This window comes from Pseudooceanicola aquaeponti (assembly GCF_050897975.1).
In the GTDB taxonomy this organism is placed as follows: Bacteria; Pseudomonadota; Alphaproteobacteria; order Rhodobacterales; family Rhodobacteraceae; genus Pseudooceanicola.
In genome coordinates, this window is record NZ_JBPAXY010000007.1 from 254,848 (window position 1) to 275,799 (window position 20,952).

A 20,952-nucleotide genomic window follows, 5' to 3' on the forward strand; every position below is an offset into this window, starting at 1 on the left:
GCCCCCTGACCGCCCCGCCGCTGGCCGGTCTCTTCCGGCACGCGGCGGATGCCTCCGGCGGGAGTATTTCCAGCCATCGAATAGAGAGAACGGGCTGTCCCGATAACAGCTTCCTGTTCCATTCGATGGCTGAAAATACTCCGGGGGAGTCTCCGGCACGGAGACGGGGGCAGCGCCCCCGACCCCTTCGAACTATGGGACCAACGACCCTTATATGCTGCGCTTTACGCTGACCCGACTTCTTTCACTCTGCCTCAGCCTGGCGGTGGCCTCGGTGGTGATCTTCGCCGCCATCGAGGTGCTGCCCGGCGATCCGGCCTCGATCATGCTGGGGGTGAATGCCCAGCCCGACACCCTGGCCGCGCTGCGCGCCGAACTGGGGCTGGATCAGCCCATGGCGGCCCGCTACCTGGACTGGATCGGGGGGCTTCTTCGGGGTGATTTCGGCATTTCCTACACCTACCGTACCCCGGTGGCCGAGATGATCGGCGACCGCCTGGCGGTGTCGCTGCCGCTGGCGCTGTTCTCGCTGGCGCTGACCGTGGTGATCGCCTTCCCGGTGGGGATCTGGGCCGCCGCACGGCGCGGCTCGGTGGCCGATGTGGCGATCATGGGGCTGACCCAGCTGGGCGTCGCCATCCCGAACTTCTGGTTCGCCATGCTGATGGTGCTGGTCTTTGCCATCAACCTGCAATGGTTCAGCGCCGGCGGGTTCGCCGGCTGGGATGCGGGCCTGCTGCCCGCGCTGAAATCCCTGACCCTGCCGGCCATTGCCCTGGCCCTGCCGCAGGCCTCGATCCTGGCCCGCGTCATGCGCTCGGCCCTGCTGGACACGCTGAGCGAGGACTTCATCCGCACCGCCCGCGCCAAGGGCCTGTCGCGGCGCGAGGCCCTGTGGCGCCACGCCCTGCGCAATGCGCTGATCCCGGTGCTGACGATCATCGGGATGCAGTTCTCCTTCCTGCTGGCGGGCGGCATCATCATTGAAAACGTCTTCTACCTGCCGGGCCTCGGCCGGTTGATCTTCCAGGCGATTTCCGCCCGTGACCTGATCGTGGTGGAAAGCGTGGTGATGCTGCTGGTCTTCGCCGTGATCGTCGTGAACTTTCTGGTCGAGCTGGCCTATGCCGCCGTCGACCCCCGACTGAGGGCCCGCTGATGTCCGAGACCCAGACCGAAACCGCCCCCGAGACCGGCGCGCCCGCCGAACAGGGCCCGCTGGCCGCCGCCCTGCGCAATCGCAACCTGATCCTGGGCGGTCTCTTGACCCTCGTCTTCCTGGGCGCGGCGCTGCTGAGCTTCCTCTGGGTGCCCTATGACGTCATCCAGATGGAGATCGCCAACAAGATCAAGCCGCCCTATGCCGACCACCTGCTGGGCACCGACCACTACGGGCGCGATATCCTGTCCATGCTGATGGTCGGCGCGCGCACCTCCATCGCCGTGGCGGTGCTGGCCGTGGGCATCGGGATGATCGTCGGTGTGCCCCTGGGCCTTTGGGCGGCGGCGCGGCGCGGCTCGCTGATGGACGAGATCATCATGCGCGGCAACGATCTGGTCTTTGCCTTCCCCAGCCTGGTCATCGCGGTGATGATCACGGCGGCCTTCGGCCCCTCGGCCACCAATGCCATCGTGGCCATCGGCATCTTCAACATCCCCGTCTTTGCCCGCATCACCCGATCCGGCGCGCTGACGCTCTGGACCCGCGATTTCATCCTGGCCGCCCGGGTGGCGGGCAAGGGCTCGGCGCGGATCAGCTTTGAACATATCCTGCCCAACGTGCTGAACCTGCTGATCGTGCAGGGCACCATCCAGTTCAGCCTCGGTATCCTGGCCGAGGCGGGCCTCAGCTACGTGGGCCTGGGCGCGCAGCCCCCCACGCCCAGCTGGGGCCGGATGCTGGCCGACAGCCAGACCTTCATCAGCTTCGCGCCGCATATGGCCCTGTTCCCGGGCCTGGCGATCCTCTTGACCGTGCTGGGCCTCAACCTGATGGGCGACGGTCTGCGTGACCTCTTCGATCCCAAGCTGCGGAGGGGCCGCACATGACCCTGCTCGACATTCGCAACCTGTCGCTGTCGATCCATGGCACGCCGATCCTGCATGACGTCTCGCTGACCCTGGAACCCGGCCGCATCCTGGGCGTGATCGGCGAGAGCGGCTCGGGCAAGTCGATGACCGCCTTTTCGACCATGCAGCTCTTGCCGCAGGGGGCAGAGGCCACGGGGCAGATCCTGCTGGATGGGCAAGAGATCCTCAGCCGGACCGAGCGGGATATGTGCGCCGTGCGGGGCCGCGAGATCGGCATGGTCTTCCAGGAACCGATGACGGCGCTGAACCCGCTGAAGCGGATCGGCGACCAGGTGGCGGAAACCATCTGCCAGCACGAGCGCATCCCCCGCCGCGCCGCCATGGAACGCGCGGCGCAGGCCCTGCGCCGGGCCGAGCTGCCGCCCGAGAAATTCCCCATGACCCGCTTCCCGCACGAGCTGTCGGGCGGGCAACGCCAGCGGGTCGTCATCGCCATGGCCATTGCCCTGCGCCCGCGCCTGCTGATCGCGGATGAGCCGACCACGGCGCTGGACGTCACCACCCAGGCCCAGATCCTGACCCTGCTGAAGAAGCTGGTGCGCGAGGAAGGCATGGGGCTGATGATGATCTCGCATGACCTGGCGGTCGTGGCCGACATGGCCGATGAGATCGCCATCATGCAAAAGGGCCGGGTGGTCGAGAAGGGCCCCGCCGACACCCTCTTCCGCGAGATGCAGCACCCCTATTCCAAGGCCCTGCTGGCGGCCTCGACCCATGCGCCAGAGCGCGGCGCCGAGGTGGCCGAGACGCCCTTGCTGGAGGTGCGCAAGGTGCGGCGCAGCTATGCCCTGCCCGCCAAGACCCTCTTCGGCCCGCGCCGCGAGATCGAGGCGGTGAAGGGCGTGTCCTTCACCCTGAAGCGCGGCGAAAGCCTTGGCCTCGTGGGCGAATCGGGCTGCGGCAAGTCGACCCTGACCCGCGCCATCCTCGGGCTGGAAGAGGTGCAGTCGGGCGAGATTCTGCTGGACGGCGCCCCGGTCTTCACCGGCCACAAGCCCAACCCCGAGGTGCGGCGCAAGATGCAGGTGGTCTTCCAGGACCCCTACGGCAGCTTCAACCCCCGCCACAGGGTGGCCCGGCTGGTGGCCGAACCCTTCCACCAGGTGCCCGACACGCCCCGGGCCGAGCGGGACCGCGCCGTGGCCGAGGCGCTGGAGGCCGTGGGGCTGACGGCCACCGATGGCGCCAAGTACATCCACGAGTTCTCGGGCGGGCAGCGCCAGCGTATCGCCATCGCCCGCGCCCTGATCACGCGCCCCGAGCTGATCCTGCTGGACGAGGCGGTCAGCGCGCTGGACGTGCAGGTGCGGGCGCAGATCCTCGACCTGCTGGCGGATCTGTCGGACCGGTTTGGCCTGTCCTATCTCTTCATCTCGCATGACCTGTCGGTGGTGCGCTCGATCACCGACCGGGTGCTGGTGATGAAGACCGGCGAGATCGTCGAGGAAGGGCCGACCGAGCAGGTCTTCGACAACCCGCAGCACCCCTATACCCAGGCCCTGGTGGCCGCCGCCCCGACCCTGCCCGCGGACGTGGCCGCCTGAGGGCGCGCCCGGCCCCGGGGCGCAGGCGCGACGGCCCTGCGCGCGGGCGCACATTGCGTGCCCTTGGCATTCGCCGCCGCAGGGGGCATCTGGGCGGGTAGAGATTTGCCTCAGAGGGGGGCGCATGTCCCAGCAACGCAAGATCGCCATCCTGGCCGCCGTCATCATGTCGGGGATCATGTCCTTCTGCCTGTCGGGCTTCCTCAGCTGGCTGCCCCTGGGCTTCGTGCCCGAATGGCCTTCGGCCTGGATGCACAGCTGGGTCATTGCCTGGCCGCTGGCCTGTGTGCTGGTCATCCTGCTGGGGCCCCGGGTCGGGGGGCTGGCCGCGCGGCTGGTCGCCCGCTACAGCCCCGAGTAAGGGCGCGACAGCGTCGCCCGTGCCGGTCCCGCCCTCATCCGACAGCCGGAAATACTCCGGGGGAGGCGCCCGCCGGGCGCCGGGGGTAGAGCCCCTTTTGCCCGCCTCCGGCACGGTCTCTGATCGCACCCCTTGATATGACGCATCACCGCAATACCCTTTCCAGCCAAGCAAAGCTGGGGTATGCACCCCCGTCCCGATTGAAAGGAGTCATCCATTATGGGCTATAAAGTCGTCGTCGCAGGCGCCACCGGTAACGTGGGCCGCGAAATGCTGAACATCCTGGCCGAGCGCCACTTCCCGGTGGACGAGATCGCAGCCCTCGCATCCCGGAAGTCGCTGGGGACCGAGGTGACTTTCGGCGACAAGACTTTGAAGACCCAGGATCTGGCCACCTTCGATTTCACCGGCTGGGACATCGCGCTGTTTGCCGTGGGCTCGGGCCCGACCAAGGAATATGCGCCCAAGGCCGCCGCGGCGGGCTGTATCGTGATCGATAACAGCTCTCTCTACCGCTACGACCCGGACGTGCCGCTGGTGGTGCCGGAAGTGAACGCCGACGCGGTGCTGGGCTATGCCAAGAAGAACATCATCGCCAACCCCAACTGCTCGACCGCGCAGATGGTGGTGGCGCTGAAGCCGCTGCATGACCGCGCCAAGATCAAGCGCGTCGTGGTCTCGACCTACCAGGCCGTTTCCGGCTCGGGCAAAGAGGCCATCGACGAGCTGTGGGATCAGACCAAGTCGATCTACAACCCGACCGACGACTACCAGGCCAAGGTCTACCCCAAGCAGATCGCCTTCAACGTGATCCCGCATATCGACGTCTTCCTGGATTCCGGCGACACCAAGGAAGAATGGAAGATGGTCACCGAGACCAAGAAGATCCTGGACCCCTCGGTGAAGGTCACCGCGACCTGCGTCCGCGTGCCGGTCTTCGTCGGCCACTCGGAATCGATCAACATCGAGTTCGAGGACTTCCTGGACGAGGACGAGGCCCGCGACATCCTGCGCGAGGCGCCGGGGATCATGGTGATCGACAAGCGTGAGGACGGCGGCTACGTCACCCCCATCGAATGCGTCGGCGATTTCGCCACCTTCATCAGCCGCATCCGCCAGGACGTGACCGTCGAGAACGGCATCAACCTGTGGTGCGTCTCGGATAACCTGCGCAAGGGCGCGGCGCTGAACGCGGTTCAGATCGCCGAGACCCTGGGCCAGAAGGTCCTGAAGAAGGGCTGATTTTCCGCCCTGTCATGACAGAGACGGATCGGCGTCCCCTGAAAAGGGGGCGCCGATTTGCCTTTGCAGGCTGGCCAGGCTGACGCCCAGCTCGGACGCCCTGCAACGCCGCGCCGCGTCCCCCAGCCGGTACAGCGCCAGGCTGCGCCGCCCGCGCCGAAACCCGCCCAAAGGCCCAGGTAACGCAAAACGTCACTTGGCCTTTGCCGCGCGCTCATGTCCTCTGGCGCAAAGACCACCGGAGGAGAGCCGATGCCCACCCGTTCCCAGCCCGCCCGTGCGCTGACCACCAGCGCCCTGGCCCTGGCCGCCGCCCTGGCCGCCAGCGCCGCCCAGGCCGACAGTTTCGACACCGCCAGCGCGGTGACCGCCGCCACGCTTTACCCCCAGGGCGCCACGCTGACCCGCGAGGCGGCCTTCGACCTGCCCGCCGGGCGCCATACCCTGGTGCTGACCGACATGCCGCTCATTGCGCTGGACAGCCTGCGCCTGACCGCCCCCGGCCTGACCATCGGCACCCTGTCCTACCGCGACCGCCAGGTGCCGCCCTCGGGCCGCGCCGAGACCCCCGAGATCCAGGCCGCCCGCGACCGCATTGCCGGGATCGAGGACCAGATCCAGGCCGTCGAGGACCGCGCCCGCACCGCCGAGCTGGAGGCCGAGGCGGCCCGCGACCGCATCGCCTTCCTCACCGGGCTGGGCGGCTCCGAGGCGGCGGGCAGCGCCGATCGCGAGCGCCTGCAAATGCTGCTGGAGCTGGTCGGCGAAGAGGGCCTCTCGGCCCGCCGCACCGCTCAGGAGGCCGAGCAGCGCGCCCGCGCGATCCGCGACGAGGCAGAGCCGCTGGAGAAGGATCTGACCGAGGCCCGGGCGGCGCTGGAGGCGCTCTTGACCGCCTCCGAGGACAAGGCCGTGCTGCTGGTTGAAGTCACGGCCGAGGCGCCGGTCGCGGGCGAGCTGACCCTGCGCTATGCCAGCTGGGAGGCCTCCTGGTATCCGGCCTATGACCTCTACCTCGCCACCGGCGATGCGCCCGCGCTGGACCTGCGCCGCGGCGCCTACCTCAGCCAGTCGACCGGCGAGGACTGGCAGGACGTGGCCCTGACGCTGTCCACCGCGCGCCCCTCGGACCAGATCGCCCCCAGCGGGATCGCGGGCCAGCGCCTGCGCATCGAGGACCCAGAGGCGCCGCAGCCCAAGATGCCCGAGCTGTTCAGCCGCGCCGCCGGCGCCGAGATGGACATGATGGTGATGGCCGAGCCGGTGATGGAAGAGGCCCGCGCCGGCTTCGACGGGGTCAACGTCACCTATGCCGCGCCGCAGCCGGTCACCCTGGCCAATGGCGCCGAGGCGGCGAAGATCGAACTGGGCCGCCTGGCCCTGACGCCCGAGGTCTTTGCCCGCGCCGTGCCGCTTTACGATGCCACCGCCTATCTGGTGGCCCAGCTGACCAATGACAGCGGCGAGATGCTGTTGCCGGGCCCGGCGCAGCTTTACCGCGATGGCACCTATGTGGGCCGCAGCAACCTGGCGATGCTGCCCCTGGGGGAAGAGGCCGAATGGGCCTTCGGGCCGATCGACGGGCTGCGCGTCACCCGCCAGCTGGACGACCGGATGGAGGGGGACCGGGGCGTCATCCGCCGCGCCAACGAACGCCGCGAGGCGGTGACCCTGACCGCCGAAAACCGCAGCGACCAGGCCTGGGACCTGCGCCTGCTGGACCGCGTGCCCTATTCCGAGCAGGAAGACCTGGAGATCGCCTGGCAGGCCGCGCCCATGCCCGATGTGCAGGATTACGACGACCGCCGCGGCGTGCTTGAATGGCAGTTCGAGCTGGCGCCCGGCGCCGAGCAGGAAATCTCCCTGTCGCACGAGGTCACCTGGCCCGAGGACATGGTCCTGCGCTGAGGGGGCTGGCCTGGCGCCCCAAAGCCCCAGCGGGGCAAGGGTGGCGCCGGGCCAACGTCTCCGACGGGGCCATCTTTGCCAGGCTCGAAAGGCGCGCGCAGCGGCGCGGATTCGGCCTCAGATCGCGGCGAAGGCGCCTTCGCTGGGCAGGTATTGCTCCAGCGTGCCATTGCCGATGTCGTGCCACAGCCCGTGCACCGACAGGTCGCCCGTTTCCACCCGGTCGCGCAGGAAGGGGAAGGTCATCAGGTTCTCCAGCGAGATCAGCACCGCCTGGCGTTCCAGCGCGTCGCGCTGCGCTTCTTCACCCTCGATATCCTTGATCCGCTCGTAACCCGGGCGCAGCAGGTCCATCCAGCGACCGACGAAAGAGGATTTCTCGTCCAGTTCCGGCGCCTGGCCCGAGCACATGGCATGGCAGCCCGCCACGCCCCCGCAAGAGCTGTGGCCCATGACGATCAGATGCGCCACCTTCAGCGCCGTCACCGCATATTCCACCGCTGCCGAGGTGCCGTGCTGGTTGCCGTCGGGCTCATAGGGCGGCACCAGGTTGGCGATGTTGCGGTGAATGAAGAACTCGCCCTGATCGGCGCCGAAGAGCGAAGTCACATGCACGCGGCTGTCGCAGCAGGAGATGATCATGGTCTTCGGGCGCTGGCCTTCGTCGGCCAGGCGCTTGTACCAGGATTTGTTCTCCGCAAAGGTGGTCGCTTTCCAGCCATGATAGCGCTGGACCAGCAGCGACGGCAGGGGCTTGGCTCTGTGCATTGGCGACTCCGCAGATCTGTTTCGTTTCGATGGTTATAATCCTCTGCCGCGCGACGGCAAATCCGAATGAAGGTTCGGGGGCGGCCTGGCGGCTGCGGCGCGGCCGAGCCCGCGCCGAATCGCGGCAAATCCACAGCAAATCCGGGGTGAATTTCGCCCAAATCGCGCAGGCTTTCCCGCCCCCTCGCAAGGATTTGAGAACTTCCGCGCGCGATGGTGCCCGCTGCCGTGGGGGTGAATGGGAAAGGGGTGAGACCGTGGAGCATATCCTGGTTCTGACGCAGGAGGAGCCTGTCCGGGTGGATCCGGGCCGGCTGCAAGAGCTGTACACGCGCCTGGGCGAGGCGGGGGCCGAGGATGTGGTGTGCCGGGCGATGGAAGAGATCGCGGTGCGCCTGTCCCATACTGAACGGCTGTATCGGCAGGACAGGCTGTGCGACATGCGCAAATCGGCCCGGTCCCTGGTGGCGATCGCCGATCAGGTGGGGATGCGCGCCCTGTCGCGGGTGGCCGAGGATGTGACCCGCTGCGTCGATGCCCGCGACCCGGTGGCCCTGGCCGCCACCCTGGCGCGGCTGTTGCGTGTGGGCGAACGCTCTTTGACCGCGATCTGGGATTTGCAGGACGCCTCGCTGTAACCCCGGCCCGGGGGCGGGGGTCGCTGTCTGGGCGGGCGTCGCTGCGGCGGGTCCGGCGCGGATTGCCCTTGCGGCGCGCCGCGCCCGGGCTAGGCTGAGGGCCGTACAAGATCCGGAGCCCCCCGATGACATCCGACATGATGACCTTCCTGCCCGCCGATGCCGCGGGCGACGCCCTGCCGCTGCACCTGATCGAGGCCGACGCGCTGGAGGGCTTTCTGGCCGACCAGCCCGATCCGGTCGGCGCCTGGGTGCGGGCCAATGGCTTTGCCGGGGCGCTTGGCCAGGTCCTGATGGTGCCGGGGGTCGAGGGGCAGCCCGCCCTGGCCCTGGTGGGCTATGGCGAGGCGGCGGCGCGGGCGCGCGGCCGGTTCTGGCTGGGGGGCGCGGCGGCGAAACTGCCTGCGGGCGCCTATCGCCTGGCAACCCCGCTGCCCCATGAGACGCTGGAGGCCGAGGCGACCGGCTGGCTGTTCGCGGCCTACAGTTTCGACCGCTACCGCGCCCAGCCCGCCCATGGCGCCCGCCTGGTGGCGCCCGAAGGTGTGGACGCCGCCCGGATCGAGGCGATCGCGGCGGGCGAGGCCCTGGCGCGCGACCTGATCAACACCCCCGCCGCCGACATGGGCCCGGCCGAGCTGGAAGCGGCGGCGCGCGAGCTGGCCCAGGCCCATGGGGCCAGCATCGCCGTCACCACCGGCGCCGCGCTGCTGGCGCAGAACTTTCCCATGATCCACGCCGTGGGCCGTGCCGCGACCGAGGCGCGCGCGCCGCGTCTGATCGACATCCGCTGGGGCGATGACGGCCCGGCGCTGACCCTGGTGGGCAAGGGGGTCTGTTTCGACACCGGCGGGCTGGACCTGAAGCCCGCAGCCTCGATGGGGTTGATGAAGAAGGACATGGGCGGCGCGGCCAATGTGCTGGGGCTGGCCAAGATCCTGATGGCGCGGGGTTTGCCGCTGCGCCTGCGGGTGCTGATCCCGGCGGTGGAAAACGCCGTGGCGGGCGATGCCTTCCGCCCGCAGGACATCCTGACGGCGCGCAACGGGCTGACGGTCGAGATCAACAACACCGACGCCGAGGGGCGGCTGGTGCTGGCCGATGCCCTGGCCCTGGGGGCCGAGGACACCCCCGACCTGATGATCTCTTTCGCCACGCTGACCGGCGCGGCGCGGGTGGCCGTGGGCCCCGATATCGCGCCCTTCTTCACCGATGACGTCAATGTCGCCTCGGCCCTGGCCTCGGCCGGGCCTGTGGTGGCCGATCCGGTCTGGCAACTGCCCTTCCACGAGCCCTACGAGACGATGATCGAACCGGGCATCGCGGATCTGGACAATGCGCCCAAGGGCGGCTTTGCCGGCGCGATCACCGCCGCGCTGTTCCTGCGCCGCTTTGCCGGGCCCGGGGTGCGCTATACCCATTTCGACATCTACGGCTGGGTGCCCAGCTCGCTGCCCGGGCGGCCCAAGGGCGGCGCGGGGCAGGGGATCCGCGCCCTGCACGCCGCCCTGCCGGGGATCCTGGCGCTGTGAGCGCGGCGGGGGCGGTTCCGCCGGGCGCAGACCGGCGCCGCTGGCCCGCCAATGCCCGGGTGGCGGCGCGGCACTTGCAGGGACGGGCGGGCGACGTGGCCTATGTCGAGGGCACCCGCCGCCTGCTGGGCGCCCCGGCGGCGGATCTGCTGGCGGCGCCGGGCGGGGCGCGCGACCGGCAGCTGCTGCGCGGCGTGGCCCTCAGGGTCTATGAGATCCACCAGGGGGTCGCCTTCGTCGAGGCCGAGGCGGACGGCTATACCGGCTATGTCGCCGCCGACATGCTGGCGCCCGAGGGCGCGCCCGCGCCAGATGCCTGGGTGGCGATCCGCGAAACCCTGGGGTGGGAGGCGCCCAAGGCCCGCGCCATGGCCCGCGCCCGGCTGTCCTTCGGGGCGGGGGTGCGGGTGCTGGCCCAGGCCGAGGGCTGGGCCGAGACCGACGCGGGTCATATCCCCCTGTCGCATCTGAGCCAAAGCGCGGTGCAGGGCGCCGATCCGGTGGCCCTGGCCGAGCGTCTGCTGGGCCTGCCCTATCTCTGGGGCGCCAATGGCGCAGGCGGCATCGACTGTTCCGGGTTGGTGCAACTGGCCTGTCAGGCCGCGGGTATTCCCTGCCCTGGCGACAGCGATCAGCAGGCCGCCGAGCTGGGCGAGGCCCTGCCCGAGGGGGCTGCGCTGCGGCGCGGTGATCTGTTGTTCTGGAAAGGCCATGTGGCCTGGGTGGCGGGGCCGGACCGGATCCTGCACGCCAATGCCCACAGCATGTCGGTGGCCTATGAGGGGCTGGGGGCGGCCTGCGCGCGGATCGCGGCGGCGGGCGAGGGGCCGGTGACGGCGCGGCGACGGCTGCCCGGGTAAGAGGCCCGCGAACCGGGGCGCGGGCCCTCAGTCTGCCGCGTCCACCGCGCGGATCAGCTTGCGTTCCAGCACCCGCAGCACGGTCTTCAGGTCATGGCCTCGGCGCAGCACCTGGCCGTCCATGCCCACCACCGCATACATGCCCTGCTTGTTGCGCAGCTTGGGCCGCTTCTCGATCCGGTAGAGGGGGAATTCGGCAGAGCGGCGGAACACCGAAAAGACCGCCACTTCGCGCAGGCTGGAAATGCCGTAGTCGCGCCATTCGCCCGCCGCCACGAACCGCCCGTAGAGCGACAGGATCACGCTCAGCTCGGTGCGGTGAAAGGCGACCTGGTCGGCGGAAACGCCCGGGATCGGGGCATTGGTCTGCATGTTCATCCGCCGAGCCTGCGCCCGCCCCGGGGCAAAAGCAAGCAGGTTTCGCCCCCGGCCCGGCCCGATCAGGGGCGAGAGTGCCTCAAATTCGCGCGATCAGGCGGACGCAGGGCCGGGCCCTCGGGCCGGAACCGGCGGCGGGATCCTGACCTTTTCGTGATCTGCGGACTGCGGCATTTGGTCCTGCGTGCAATGGCTGTAAGGTGATCCGCAACGCCCCTTTTCGCAACGTGGAGACCCTCCGATGCAGCTGAAGACCCTCGCCCTCGCGGCCGCCACCGTCACCTTTGGCGCCGCCGCCCTGGCCCATGCCGATGTCGCCAATCCCGTCGTCAAAGAGCGGATGGCCCTGATGGGCGAGATCCGCACCAACTTTGCCACCCTGGGCGGCATGGTGCAGGGCAAGACCGCCTTCGAAGCCGCCACCGCCGCCGAGGCCAAGGCCGCCCTGGCCGCCGCCGCCGCGATGATCCCGGCGAAATTCGAGGCCAACGAGACCGACCCCGAATCCGAGGCCGCCCCGGCGATCTGGGACGACTGGGAGGGCTTCACCGCCGATGCCGCCGATTTCGAGGCTGCCGTGGCGGCGCTGGACACCGCCTCGCTGGAAAGCGTGCAGGCCGGGTTCCGCCCGATCGGTGGCAGCTGTGGCGCCTGCCATCAGGCCTATCGCGTCGACTGACGCGGGACGCGCGGACGGTGGGTGCCTAGCCGCAGCGCAGCTCGGCCACCCGGTCGTCGGTATCCAGATGCACGTTCAGGCGGTCCGGCAGGTGATCCATCGTCATCATGTCGCCGGGCCGCAGCACCCGCACGCGCCCGTCGCGCGGCGGGATCAGATCCTCGGACCATGGCTGCCCCAGAATGTGGTCCAGCTTTTCCATGCCGCAGGGGGTCTTTGGCCCCGCGCTCATCGCCAGGGCGGCGCCGGGGCTGGCCAGCAGCGCCAGGCACAGGGTCAGGCTCGGGGCCAGGTGGATCCGGCGGCCCCTCATGCCGGGGCCTTTGCCGGAACGCCATAGCGGCACAGGAAGGTCTTTACCGCCTCGTCGGCGATATGTTCGCCCTCGGCGGCGGGGACCGCCTCGATGATGCCGAACAGCAATTTCGGCATGATCCGCGCCTTGCACATCTCGATGAACTGGTCCGCGGCCAGCTCGGGGTCGTCGACGTTCAGCTCGCCCGCTGCGGTGGCATCGCGCAGAAAGGCCGCGATCTTGGTCCGCGCCATCTGCGGCCCGGCCTCGTAAAAGGCCTGGGCGAGGTCGGGAAAGCGATTGGCCTCGGCGGCGGCCAGGCGGAACATCGACACCACCAGGGGCGAGCTGAGGTTCTGCACCATGCGCCGCGCCGCCGCCGTCAGCAGCTCCTTGGCGGGCAGGTCCGGCAGGACGAACTGGCGCGCGGCCTCGGCCTGGGCGCGGCATTCGCTGCGGGCGATCTCGATGAACAGCAGGCGCTTGTCGGGGAAATAGCTGTACAGCGTCGCCTTCGACACCCCGGCCTCTTTGGCGATGTCGTCGACATTGGCATTGTCGAACCCGTCCTTCAGGAAGATGCGCCGGGCGCCTTCCAGAACCTGATCGTATTTGCGCCCCCGACGGCCGGGGGATGTTTGACGGGTCATGTAACCTCCGCGCTTGCGCAGGGATAATGGCCGCTGCGCGGGGGTACGGCAAGCCTTGCGGGCGGTGGTTGACGCCACAGGCGCCTCTGCGATGATCGGGCGCAAAGAAACCGGGCTGTTGCCGCCCGGAGGGAGGGACGATGTACAGCAAGGGACAGGTGGCCTATCGCGCGCTGCCATTGCCGGACCGGCGCGATCTGGAGCCGGCGCAGATGCAGGCCGAGGCCGAGGCCTTTCGCGCCCTGATGGCGCAGCGCCATTCGGTGCGCGAGTTCAGCGATCGGCCCGTGGCGGCCGAGGTGATTTCCACCTGTGTGGCCGCCGCAGGGCTGGCGCCCTCTGGGGCCAACCACCAGCCCTGGCATTTCGTGGCCATCGCCGATCCGGCGATGAAGGCGCGCATCCGTGCCGCCGCCGAGGCCGAAGAGGAAAGGTTCTATGCGGGGGGCGCGGGCGACGAATGGCTGGCCGCGCTGGAACCCATCGGGACCGGCGTGGACAAGCCGCATCTTGAGGTCGCGCCCTGGCTGATCGTCATCTTCGCGCAGCGCTACGGGCTGACCCAGGAGGGCGAGCGCTACAAGAATTATTACGTGCCCGAAAGCGTCGGCATCGCCACGGGGATGTTGATCACCGCGCTGCATACGGCGGGCCTGTCCTGCCTGACCCATACGCCCAACCCGATGCGGTTCCTCAACGATCTTTGCGACCGGCCCGAGCATGAAAAGCCGGTGATGATCCTGGCCGTGGGCCACCCGGCGGCAGAGGCCACGGTGCCCGAGGTGGCCAAGATCAAGAAACCCCTGGACGAGATCTTGACCCTTTGTCCCTGACCCCCGACCCCCGAAACGGAGCCCGATGACCCAGATCTACGTTGATGCCGACGCCTGCCCGGTGAAGGCCGAGGCCGAGAAGGTGGCGACCCGCCACAAGGTGACCCTGTGGATGGTGTCGAACGGCGGGCTGCGCCCCTCGGCCAATCCTTACGTGCGCCACCAGATCGTGGCCGAAGGGCCCGACGTGGCCGACATGTGGATCGCCGAGCGGGCGGGCCCGGGCGATGTGGTGGTCACCGGGGACATCCCACTGGCGGCGAAATGCGTCGCCGCCGGGGCCACCTGTCTGCGCCATAACGGCGAGCGGTTCACCGAAGCCAACATCGGCCAGCAGCTGGCGATGCGCGATCTGATGGCCGATCTGCGCGCCGCCAATCCCCTGGGTGCGGGCGGCGGGGGCAAGGGCTTTACAAAGGCGGACCGCTCTCGTTTTCTGGATGCTCTGGAAACCGCACTGCGCAGCGCTGCGAAATAGAAAACGGACCAAAGACCTATGACCGCAACGCCCATCAAGGCCGTCGTCTTCGACATCGGCAACGTTCTGCTAGAGTGGCACCCGGAGGCGCATTACGACGCCAAATACGGCGAAGAGAAACGGCGCGAGATCTTCGCCGCCGTCGATCTGTCCGCCATGAACGACCGCGTCGATCGCGGCGAGGACATGGGCGAGCTGACCCGCCGCCTGGCCGCCGACCATCCCGAATGGCACGATGAGATCATGACCTGGCACGAGGACTGGCTGACCATGTGCTCGCCCGCCATTCCCCATTCCTGGCGCCTGCTGCGGGCGCTGCGCGCCAAGGGGATCCCGGTCTTCTCTCTCTCGAACTTCGGCATCGGCACCTATGAGATCGCCCGCGCCGAATACCCGGTGCTGGATGAATTCGATCAGGGCTATGTCTCGGGGCACCTGGGCGTGATCAAGCCCGATCCGCGCATCTACGAGATCCTGGAAGAGGGCAGCGGGCTGTCGGGCGCGGCGCTGCTGTTCACCGACGACCGGGGCGACAATATCGCCGCCGCCGCCGCGCGCGGCTGGCGCACCCATCAGTTCGAACACCCCGAAGGCTTGGCCACGCGCCTGGTGGCGGAGGGGCTGCTGAGCGAGGAGGAGGCGGCATGAGCGACATTGCCATGATCTCTTATCAAGAGGGCGAAAGCGTCCTCGACTGGCTGCGGCTGACCGATGCCCTGGCCGCCGCCCATGACCTGCCCAAGGCCGAGATCGGGGATACCTTCCTTTATCGCGGTGACGACACGCTGCTGACCCGCTCGGCCTGGATCGACGGGCTGGGCGTGGCGGTGAAGGCGGCGACGATCTTTCCGGGCAACAAGGCGGTCGGCAAACCGGCGGTGAACGGGGCGGTGAACCTGATGTCGGACGCCGACGGCACGCTGGAGGCCATTGTTGACTTTCACCTGGTGACCAAGTGGAAGACCGCCGGCGACAGCCTGCTGGCGGCGCGCCGCCTGGCGCGGCCCGACAGCCAGGTCATCCTGATCGTCGGCGCGGGGGCCGTCGCCGCCTCGCTGCGCGAAGCCTATGGTGCGGCCTTCCCGCAGGCGCGGTTCCTGGTCTGGAACCGCACGCCTGCGGGGGCCGAGGCCCTGGCGGCGCGCTACCCAGGCGTCGAGGCGGTGACAGATCTGGCGGCGGCCGTGGCCCAGGCCGACATCGTCACCTGCGCCACCATGGCGACCCAGCCCTATCTGGACGGTGCCTGGCTGCGCCCTGGAACCCATGTGGACCTGATCGGCGCCTATCGCCCCGACATGCGCGAGGCGATGGACAGCGTGCTGCAACGGGCGCGGATCTTCGTCGACAGTTTCGACACGACCATTGGCCATATCGGCGAGATCCAGATCCCGCTGGACAGCGGCGCCATCACCCGCGCCGACCTGCTGGCCGATTACTACGACCTAGGCGCCTTCACCCGGGGCAGCGACGACGAGATCACCCTGTTCAAGAACGGCGGTGGCGCGCACCTGGACCTGATGACGGCGCGCCATGTGCTGGACGCCTGGCGCGCGGCCCGGTGACCTGAGATGACCGTCGCGCCCCTGATCGGTCTGCTGTTGGGCGGCGGGGCGCTGGCCTGGGCGCCCTTCCTGGCCGAGGATGCCCGCCCCCGCGCCAGCGAACGCCGCGACAAGGCGCCGGGCGAGGTGGCCGATCTGCCCCAGGGGCGCACCCATTACCGCTGGCATGGCGAGGATGAGGACGCGCCGGTCGCCGTGCTGATCCACGGGCTGACCACGCCGTCCTATGTCTGGGACGGGGTGGTGCCGGGGCTGGTCGACATGGGCTACCGGGTGCTGAGCTATGATCTGTACGGGCGCGGCTGGTCCGACCGGCCGCCGGGCGCGCAGGATGCCGATTTCTTCCTGACCCAGTTGGTCGACCTGCTGGAGGCGCTGAGCGTGGCCGAGCCGGTGACCCTGTTTGGCTATTCCATGGGCGGCGCCATCGCGGCGGCCTTTGCCGCGCGCTATCCGGCGCAGATCGAGAAACTGGTGCTGGTGGCCCCGGCGGGCATGGGGGGCTTTCCCACCGGGCTGACCCGCTGGATGCGCGATGGCGGCTGGACCGGGCGCTGGCTGTTCCATCTGCTCTACCCGCGCCAGCACCGCCGCAGCGCCCGCACCGCCGAGGCCGAGGGCGTGTCGCGCAGCTATGCCCGGATGCAGGCCGCCGAGGCCGACTGGCGCGGCTTTACCCCCGCCGTCCTGTCGGCCCTGCGCGGGGTGCTGCGCGATCCGATGGCGCTGGAACATCGCAAGATCGCCAAGGAAGGCCTGCCGCTGCTGTCGATCTGGGCCAGCGAAGACCGCGTGATCCCGTTGGAGGGGATGGGCGTCATCTCGCGCTGGAACCGCGCCTCGGTGCAGAAAGAGGTGGCGGGGGCGGGCCACTGGCTGCCCCTGTCACACCCCGAGGCGGTGGTGCGCGCCTTCCGCGACTGGCTGTGGGAAGACGGCGAGATCTGATCCCGCCGCCCCTGGGGTCAGGCCGAGGCAGGCAGCCCGGGCCGGTTTTCCCGCACCGGCAGGTGGATCAGCGCCGAGAAGGCGCCGACGCCCACGCCGACCCACCAGACCAGCGTGTAATCGCCGTGGATGTCGTACATCTTGCCGCCCAGCCAGACCCCTAGGAAGCCGCCGATCTGGTGGCTGAGGAAGACGATCCCGTAAAGCGTGCCCATGTAGCGCATCCCGTAGATATGGGCGATCAACCCGCTGGTCAGCGGCACCGTGGCCAGCCACAGCCCGCCCATCAGGGCCGAGAAGATCAGCACCGAGGCCGGGGTGATCGGCAGCACGATAAAGGTCCCCGCCACGATGGTCCGCAGGGTATAGATCCCCGCCAGCAGGTATTTCTTCGGCAGCCGGTTGCCCAGCCAGCCCGCCGTCAGCGTGCCCGCGATGTTGAAGATGCCGATCAGCGAGATCGCGATGGCGCCAAGGGCCGAGGTTGTGGTGATCCCCAGCGAGGCCAGGATCCCGCCCGAGGCAATGGGCCCGCAAAGCTCGGTCACGAAGGCCGGGAAATGCGCCGTGATGAAGGCCAGCTGATAGCCGCAGGAAAAGAAGCCCAGGAAGATCATGGCAAAGGTCGGATCCTTGCCCGCGCGCAGCAGGATCTGGCCCAGGGTCTCTTCCAGCTCGGCCTTGCTGGCGGGGGGTGTCGGGCTGCGCATCAGCGGCAGGAACAGCAGCACCGCCAGGATCGCGGCGGCAAAGACCAGGAAGACGTTCTGCCAGGGCATCATGCCCAGCAGGAATTCGGCCACCGGCGCGCCCACCACCTGGCCCGCGCTGCCCGCCGCCGTGGCAATGGCCAGCGCCATGGACCGGTGCTCGGGCGCCGCGGCGCGGCCCACCACCGCCAGGATCACGCCAAAGCCGGTGCCCGCGATGCCAAAGCCCACCAAGACCTCCAGCCCCCAATGGGCCTCGGGGGTCACCGCAAAGGACGAGGCCACGAGGCCGGCGGCATAGATCACCGCGCCCAGGATGATGGCCCGCCGGTCGCCCAGCTTTTCCGCGAAGGCACCGAACAGCGGCTGGCCGATCCCCCAGGCGAGGTTCTGGATCGCGATGGCCAGCGAGAAGTCGGCGCGCATCCAGTTGAATTCCTCGGCGATCGGGATCTGGAAGACCCCGAAACTGGCGCGAATGGCGAAGTTCACCAGGATGATCAGGCAGCCGACAATCAGCACGGGGGTCAGCAGGCGCGGGGCGGCTGTCATGGTGGGGATCTCCTCCAAAGATTGGGCGCAGATTAGACTTTGGTCGCGCGCAGTCAATTCAGCCTTCGTGAGGTGGGCCATTCGCGAATGTGCGCTTTCCCAGCCGGGGGCGGCGTATTATCTAGCCCCCCATGACCCAATGCATGTCCGACATCTATCACGCCCGCGTCGCCAGCGGAGAGATCCGCCCCGATCCCGCGCAGGAACATGTCCTGCCCGAGTTCGACCGTATCCGCGAGGGGCTGACTGCCCAGCCGGTGAAGCGCGGCTTCTTCGGGCGTAAGAAGGCCCCCGAGGCGCCGAAGGGCCTGTACCTGTGGGGCGGTGTCGGGCGCGGCAAGTCCATGTTGATGGATCTCTTCGTCGAAAGCCTGGAGGTGCCGGTGCGCCGGGTCCATTTCCACGCCTTCATGCAAGAGATCCACGAAGGGATGTACGCCGCCCGCCAGGCGGGGGTCGAGGACAGCCTGAAACCCGTCGTGGAAAAGATCACCACCGAGCTGCGGGTGCTGGCCTTCGACGAGATGCAGATCACCGACATCACCGATGCCATGATCGTGGGCCGCCTGTTCGAGGCGCTGTTCGAGGCGGGGGTGGTGGTGGTCACGACCTCCAACCGGATCCCCGATGATCTGTACAAGAACGGGCTGAACCGGCAGCTGTTCCTGCCCTTCATCGCGCTGATCAAGGACCGGCTGGTGGTGCATGAGCTGGAAAGCCCGCATGACTACCGCCAGCACCGCCTGTCGGGCGCCCAGGTCTATTTCACCCCCGCCAATGCCGAGGCCCGCGCCCAGATCGAGGCCTATTGGCACGATCTGACCGGGGATACCGGCAAGGGCGCGCCGCTGGTGCTGAAGGTGAAGGGGCGCGAAGTGGTGCTGCCCGCCTACCGCTCGGGCGTCGGCCGGGCGCGGTTCCACGATCTCTGCGGTGCCATGCTGGGCCCGGGCGATTACCTGGCCGTGGCAGAGGCGGTCGAGGTGCTGATCCTGGAAGATATCCCCTGCCTGGGGCGGACGAATTTCAACGAGGCGAAACGTTTCGTCACGCTGATCGACGCGCTGTATGAGGCCAAGGTGCGGCTGATCTGCTCCGCCGCCGACCAGCCCGAAAGCCTTTACATGGAGGGCGAGGGCGTCTTCGAGTTCGAGCGCACCGCCTCGCGCCTGCGCGAGATGCAGGACAAGGATTGGGGCGCGGAGACGTAGGGCGGGATTTATCCCGCCGTGCTGACAGCAGCTGGCCTGAACGTAAAAGGGGGTCGTTGTCCGACCCGTCGCCCCACAGGGGCGCCGCCACAAAGCAAAAGGGGGTCGTTGTCCGGCCCGTCGCCCCACAGGGGCGCCGCCACAAAGCAAAAAGGGGGTCGTTGTCCGACCCCCTGTGTTCTGCCCGATAGATCCCAAGTCTGCGACATGATGCGAATCGCGGTGATAGGCTGCTGTGCGAAACGACCCATGCAGATGAACGCCTGATCTAAAAGGACTTTATGCGAATCGGGTCGAATCGGTCAATGCAAAACGAATCGGTTCACCAAGGGTTTCGCGACCCCGGTCAAGCGATGATTCGGAAACCCGATTCGGATCAGGGTGTTACGAGTCGCTCTTGAAGTGACGGTTTTTTCCGCAATCGTGGGGCTGCGGGGGCCGGGAGCGCGCCGGGGGCGTCTCAGCCATTCCGGCGCAGCACCTCGCCCGCGAAATACAGCGATCCGCAGAACATCACCCGCGCCTTGGGGTCGCGCGCCGTGAGGACGGCCAGGGCGGTCTCGGCGCTGTCGGCGGTCCCGGCCTCCAGCCCGCAGGCGCGGGCGGTGGCGGCCAGGGCCTCGGCGGGCAGGGAGTTTTCCTCGCCCGGGATGGTCACGGCGGTCAGGCTGTCGGCCCGGGCGGCCAGGGGGCGCAGATAGCCGCTGGCGTCCTTGGTGTTCAGCATCCCGCAGATCAGATGGGTGGGTCGCGCCGGGCGGGTGGCCAGGAACTCGGCCAGGGCCTCGCCCGCCGCCGGGTTGTGCCCGCCGTCCAGCCAGATCTCGGCCTCGGGCGCCATGTCGGCCAGGGTGCCGGTCTCCAGCCGTTGCAGGCGGGCGGGCCAGCTGGCGCCGGTGACGGCGGCCTCGCAGGCGACCTCGTCAAAGCCCAGGTGGCGCAGGGCGGCCAGCGCCGCGCCGGCGTTCTGGATCTGGTGCGGCCCGGGCAGGGCGGGCAGGGGCAGGTCCAGCAGGCCGGTTTCATCCTGAAAGACCAGGCGGCCGCGCTCTTCCCAGGCGTGCCAGTGCTGACCATGGGCCAGCAGGGGGGCGCCAAGGACCGCCGCGCGGGCCTCGATCACGTCGAGCGCCTCTTCGGGCTGAGGGCCGACGACGCAGGGAACACCGCGCTTGAGAATGCCCGCCTTCTCGCCCGCGATCTTGGCCAGGCTATCGCCCAGGAAGGCCTCGTGATCCATGGAAATGGGGGTCAGGATGGTCATCGCCGGTTGCGCCACCACATTGGTGGCGTCCAGTCGCCCGCCCAGACCGGTTTCCAGCAGGCACCAGTCGGCGGGGGTGCGGGTGAAGGCCAGCAGGGCGGCGACCGTGGTGATTTCGAAATAGGTGATCGCCTCGGGGCCATTGGCCACCAGGCATTCATCCAGGATCGCGGTCAGCTCGGCCTCGGGGATCAGCTCGCCCGCCAGGCGGATCCGCTCGTGAAAGCGCACCAGATGCGGCGAGGTATAGGCATGGGCCACCTGGCCCGCCCCCTCGATACCCGCGCGCAGCATGGCCAGGGTCGAGCCCTTGCCATTGGTGCCCGCCAGGTGGATCACCGGTGGCAACTTTTCCTCGGGGTGATCCAGGGCCGCCAGCAGGCGCCAGACACGATCCAGAACCAGGTCGATGACCTTGGGGTGCAGCTGCATCATGCGCGCCAGC

At 68.8% G+C, this 20,952-nt stretch carries 22 protein-coding genes; 16 read left to right on the forward strand and 6 right to left on the reverse strand.

The window, feature by feature from the left end:
* The first annotated feature begins 214 nt into the window (after positions 1–214).
* From ACRARE_RS18420 to ACRARE_RS18445, 6 genes are all read left to right on the forward strand, one after another.
* Positions 215–1,159 (forward strand): ABC transporter permease, encoded by a 945-nt coding sequence (locus tag ACRARE_RS18420; protein ID WP_432657929.1) that lies wholly within the window; start codon positions 215–217, stop codon positions 1,157–1,159.
* Positions 1,159–2,049, forward strand: a complete 891-nt coding sequence (locus tag ACRARE_RS18425; RefSeq protein ID WP_432657930.1) for an ABC transporter permease — start codon at positions 1,159–1,161, stop codon at positions 2,047–2,049. The genes ACRARE_RS18420 and ACRARE_RS18425 overlap by 1 nt, the downstream gene beginning before the upstream one ends.
* Positions 2,046–3,635 carry an ABC transporter ATP-binding protein gene (locus tag ACRARE_RS18430; RefSeq protein WP_432657931.1) on the forward strand — a complete coding sequence of 530 codons (1,590 nt, stop codon included), beginning with the start codon at positions 2,046–2,048 and terminating at the stop codon, positions 3,633–3,635. Before ACRARE_RS18425 ends, ACRARE_RS18430 begins: the two co-directional genes overlap by 4 nt.
* 124 nt (positions 3,636–3,759) lie before the next feature.
* Positions 3,760–3,996 (forward strand): DUF2798 domain-containing protein, encoded by a 237-nt coding sequence (locus ACRARE_RS18435; protein WP_432657932.1) that lies wholly within the window; start codon positions 3,760–3,762, stop codon positions 3,994–3,996.
* A 219-nt stretch (positions 3,997–4,215) separates the two neighbouring features.
* Positions 4,216–5,238 (forward strand): aspartate-semialdehyde dehydrogenase, encoded by a 1,023-nt coding sequence (locus ACRARE_RS18440; protein WP_432657933.1) that lies wholly within the window; start codon positions 4,216–4,218, stop codon positions 5,236–5,238.
* A 252-nt stretch (positions 5,239–5,490) separates the two neighbouring features.
* Positions 5,491–7,146 (forward strand): mucoidy inhibitor MuiA family protein, encoded by a 1,656-nt coding sequence (locus ACRARE_RS18445; protein ID WP_432657934.1) that lies wholly within the window; start codon positions 5,491–5,493, stop codon positions 7,144–7,146.
* Between the two features lie 117 nt (positions 7,147–7,263).
* Here the strand turns inward: ACRARE_RS18445 and ACRARE_RS18450 are convergent, their stop codons facing one another.
* Entirely contained in the window at positions 7,264–7,914 is a 651-nt protein-coding gene (locus ACRARE_RS18450) for a carbonic anhydrase (protein ID WP_432657935.1), read from the reverse strand.
* 257 nt (positions 7,915–8,171) lie between these two features.
* Between ACRARE_RS18450 and ACRARE_RS18455 the strand changes: the two genes are divergently transcribed.
* The 3 genes from ACRARE_RS18455 to ACRARE_RS18465 all read left to right on the forward strand — a co-directional run bounded on the left by ACRARE_RS18455 (position 8,172) and on the right by ACRARE_RS18465 (position 10,944).
* Positions 8,172–8,552, forward strand: coding sequence for a hypothetical protein (locus tag ACRARE_RS18455; RefSeq protein ID WP_432657936.1), 381 nt, complete (start codon positions 8,172–8,174; stop codon positions 8,550–8,552).
* A gap of 125 nt (positions 8,553–8,677) precedes the next feature.
* Positions 8,678–10,084, forward strand: coding sequence for a leucyl aminopeptidase family protein (locus tag ACRARE_RS18460; protein WP_432657937.1), 1,407 nt, complete (start codon positions 8,678–8,680; stop codon positions 10,082–10,084).
* Positions 10,081–10,944 carry a C40 family peptidase gene (locus ACRARE_RS18465; RefSeq protein ID WP_432657938.1) on the forward strand — a complete coding sequence of 288 codons (864 nt, stop codon included), beginning with the start codon at positions 10,081–10,083 and terminating at the stop codon, positions 10,942–10,944. Before ACRARE_RS18460 ends, ACRARE_RS18465 begins: the two co-directional genes overlap by 4 nt.
* 27 nt (positions 10,945–10,971) lie before the next feature.
* Here the strand turns inward: ACRARE_RS18465 and ACRARE_RS18470 are convergent, their stop codons facing one another.
* The gene (locus ACRARE_RS18470; protein WP_432657939.1) at positions 10,972–11,322 is read right to left on the reverse strand and encodes a DUF2794 domain-containing protein; all 351 of its coding nucleotides are present in this window, start codon (positions 11,320–11,322) and stop codon (positions 10,972–10,974) included.
* Between the two features lie 241 nt (positions 11,323–11,563).
* Between ACRARE_RS18470 and ACRARE_RS18475 the strand changes: the two genes are divergently transcribed.
* On the forward strand, positions 11,564–12,001 hold the full coding sequence (locus tag ACRARE_RS18475) for a c-type cytochrome (RefSeq protein WP_432657940.1): 438 nt from the start codon (positions 11,564–11,566) through the stop codon (positions 11,999–12,001).
* A gap of 25 nt (positions 12,002–12,026) precedes the next feature.
* On the opposite strand, the gene ACRARE_RS18480 is transcribed toward ACRARE_RS18475, so the two are convergent.
* The gene (locus ACRARE_RS18480; RefSeq protein WP_432657941.1) at positions 12,027–12,314 is read right to left on the reverse strand and encodes an I78 family peptidase inhibitor; all 288 of its coding nucleotides are present in this window, start codon (positions 12,312–12,314) and stop codon (positions 12,027–12,029) included.
* A complete protein-coding gene (locus ACRARE_RS18485; protein WP_432657942.1) occupies positions 12,311–12,946 on the reverse strand; it encodes a TetR/AcrR family transcriptional regulator in 636 nt (211 codons plus the stop codon). Before ACRARE_RS18485 ends, ACRARE_RS18480 begins: the two co-directional genes overlap by 4 nt.
* A 140-nt stretch (positions 12,947–13,086) precedes the next feature.
* On the opposite strand from ACRARE_RS18485, the gene ACRARE_RS18490 reads away from it, so the two are divergent.
* From ACRARE_RS18490 to ACRARE_RS18510, 5 genes are read left to right on the forward strand one after another with little or no spacing between them, the layout of a single operon-like run.
* Complete coding sequence (locus ACRARE_RS18490) at positions 13,087–13,779, forward strand: nitroreductase family protein (protein WP_432657943.1); 693 nt, start codon at positions 13,087–13,089, stop codon at positions 13,777–13,779.
* Between the two features lie 25 nt (positions 13,780–13,804).
* Positions 13,805–14,257 (forward strand): YaiI/YqxD family protein, encoded by a 453-nt coding sequence (locus tag ACRARE_RS18495; protein ID WP_432657944.1) that lies wholly within the window; start codon positions 13,805–13,807, stop codon positions 14,255–14,257.
* Positions 14,258–14,275: 18 nt separating this feature from the next.
* On the forward strand, positions 14,276–14,905 hold the full coding sequence (locus ACRARE_RS18500) for an HAD family hydrolase (protein ID WP_432657945.1): 630 nt from the start codon (positions 14,276–14,278) through the stop codon (positions 14,903–14,905).
* Positions 14,902–15,822 carry an ornithine cyclodeaminase family protein gene (locus ACRARE_RS18505; protein ID WP_432657946.1) on the forward strand — a complete coding sequence of 307 codons (921 nt, stop codon included), beginning with the start codon at positions 14,902–14,904 and terminating at the stop codon, positions 15,820–15,822. The genes ACRARE_RS18500 and ACRARE_RS18505 overlap by 4 nt, the downstream gene beginning before the upstream one ends.
* Positions 15,823–15,828: 6 nt before the next feature.
* The gene (locus tag ACRARE_RS18510; protein WP_432657947.1) at positions 15,829–16,770 is read left to right on the forward strand and encodes an alpha/beta fold hydrolase; all 942 of its coding nucleotides are present in this window, start codon (positions 15,829–15,831) and stop codon (positions 16,768–16,770) included.
* Between the two features lie 17 nt (positions 16,771–16,787).
* Here ACRARE_RS18510 and ACRARE_RS18515 read toward each other — a convergent pair whose 3' ends face one another.
* Complete coding sequence (locus ACRARE_RS18515; RefSeq protein ID WP_432657948.1) at positions 16,788–18,032, reverse strand: MFS transporter; 1,245 nt, start codon at positions 18,030–18,032, stop codon at positions 16,788–16,790.
* A gap of 143 nt (positions 18,033–18,175) precedes the next feature.
* Between ACRARE_RS18515 and zapE the strand changes: the two genes are divergently transcribed.
* Positions 18,176–19,243, forward strand: coding sequence for a cell division protein ZapE (gene zapE, locus ACRARE_RS18520; RefSeq protein WP_432657949.1), 1,068 nt, complete (start codon positions 18,176–18,178; stop codon positions 19,241–19,243).
* A 460-nt stretch (positions 19,244–19,703) separates the two neighbouring features.
* Here zapE and ACRARE_RS18525 read toward each other — a convergent pair whose 3' ends face one another.
* Positions 19,704–20,942: a bifunctional folylpolyglutamate synthase/dihydrofolate synthase gene (locus ACRARE_RS18525; RefSeq protein ID WP_432658061.1), complete on the reverse strand. Its 1,239-nt coding sequence runs from the start codon at positions 20,940–20,942 to the stop codon at positions 19,704–19,706.
* Positions 20,943–20,952 lie beyond the last annotated feature (10 nt).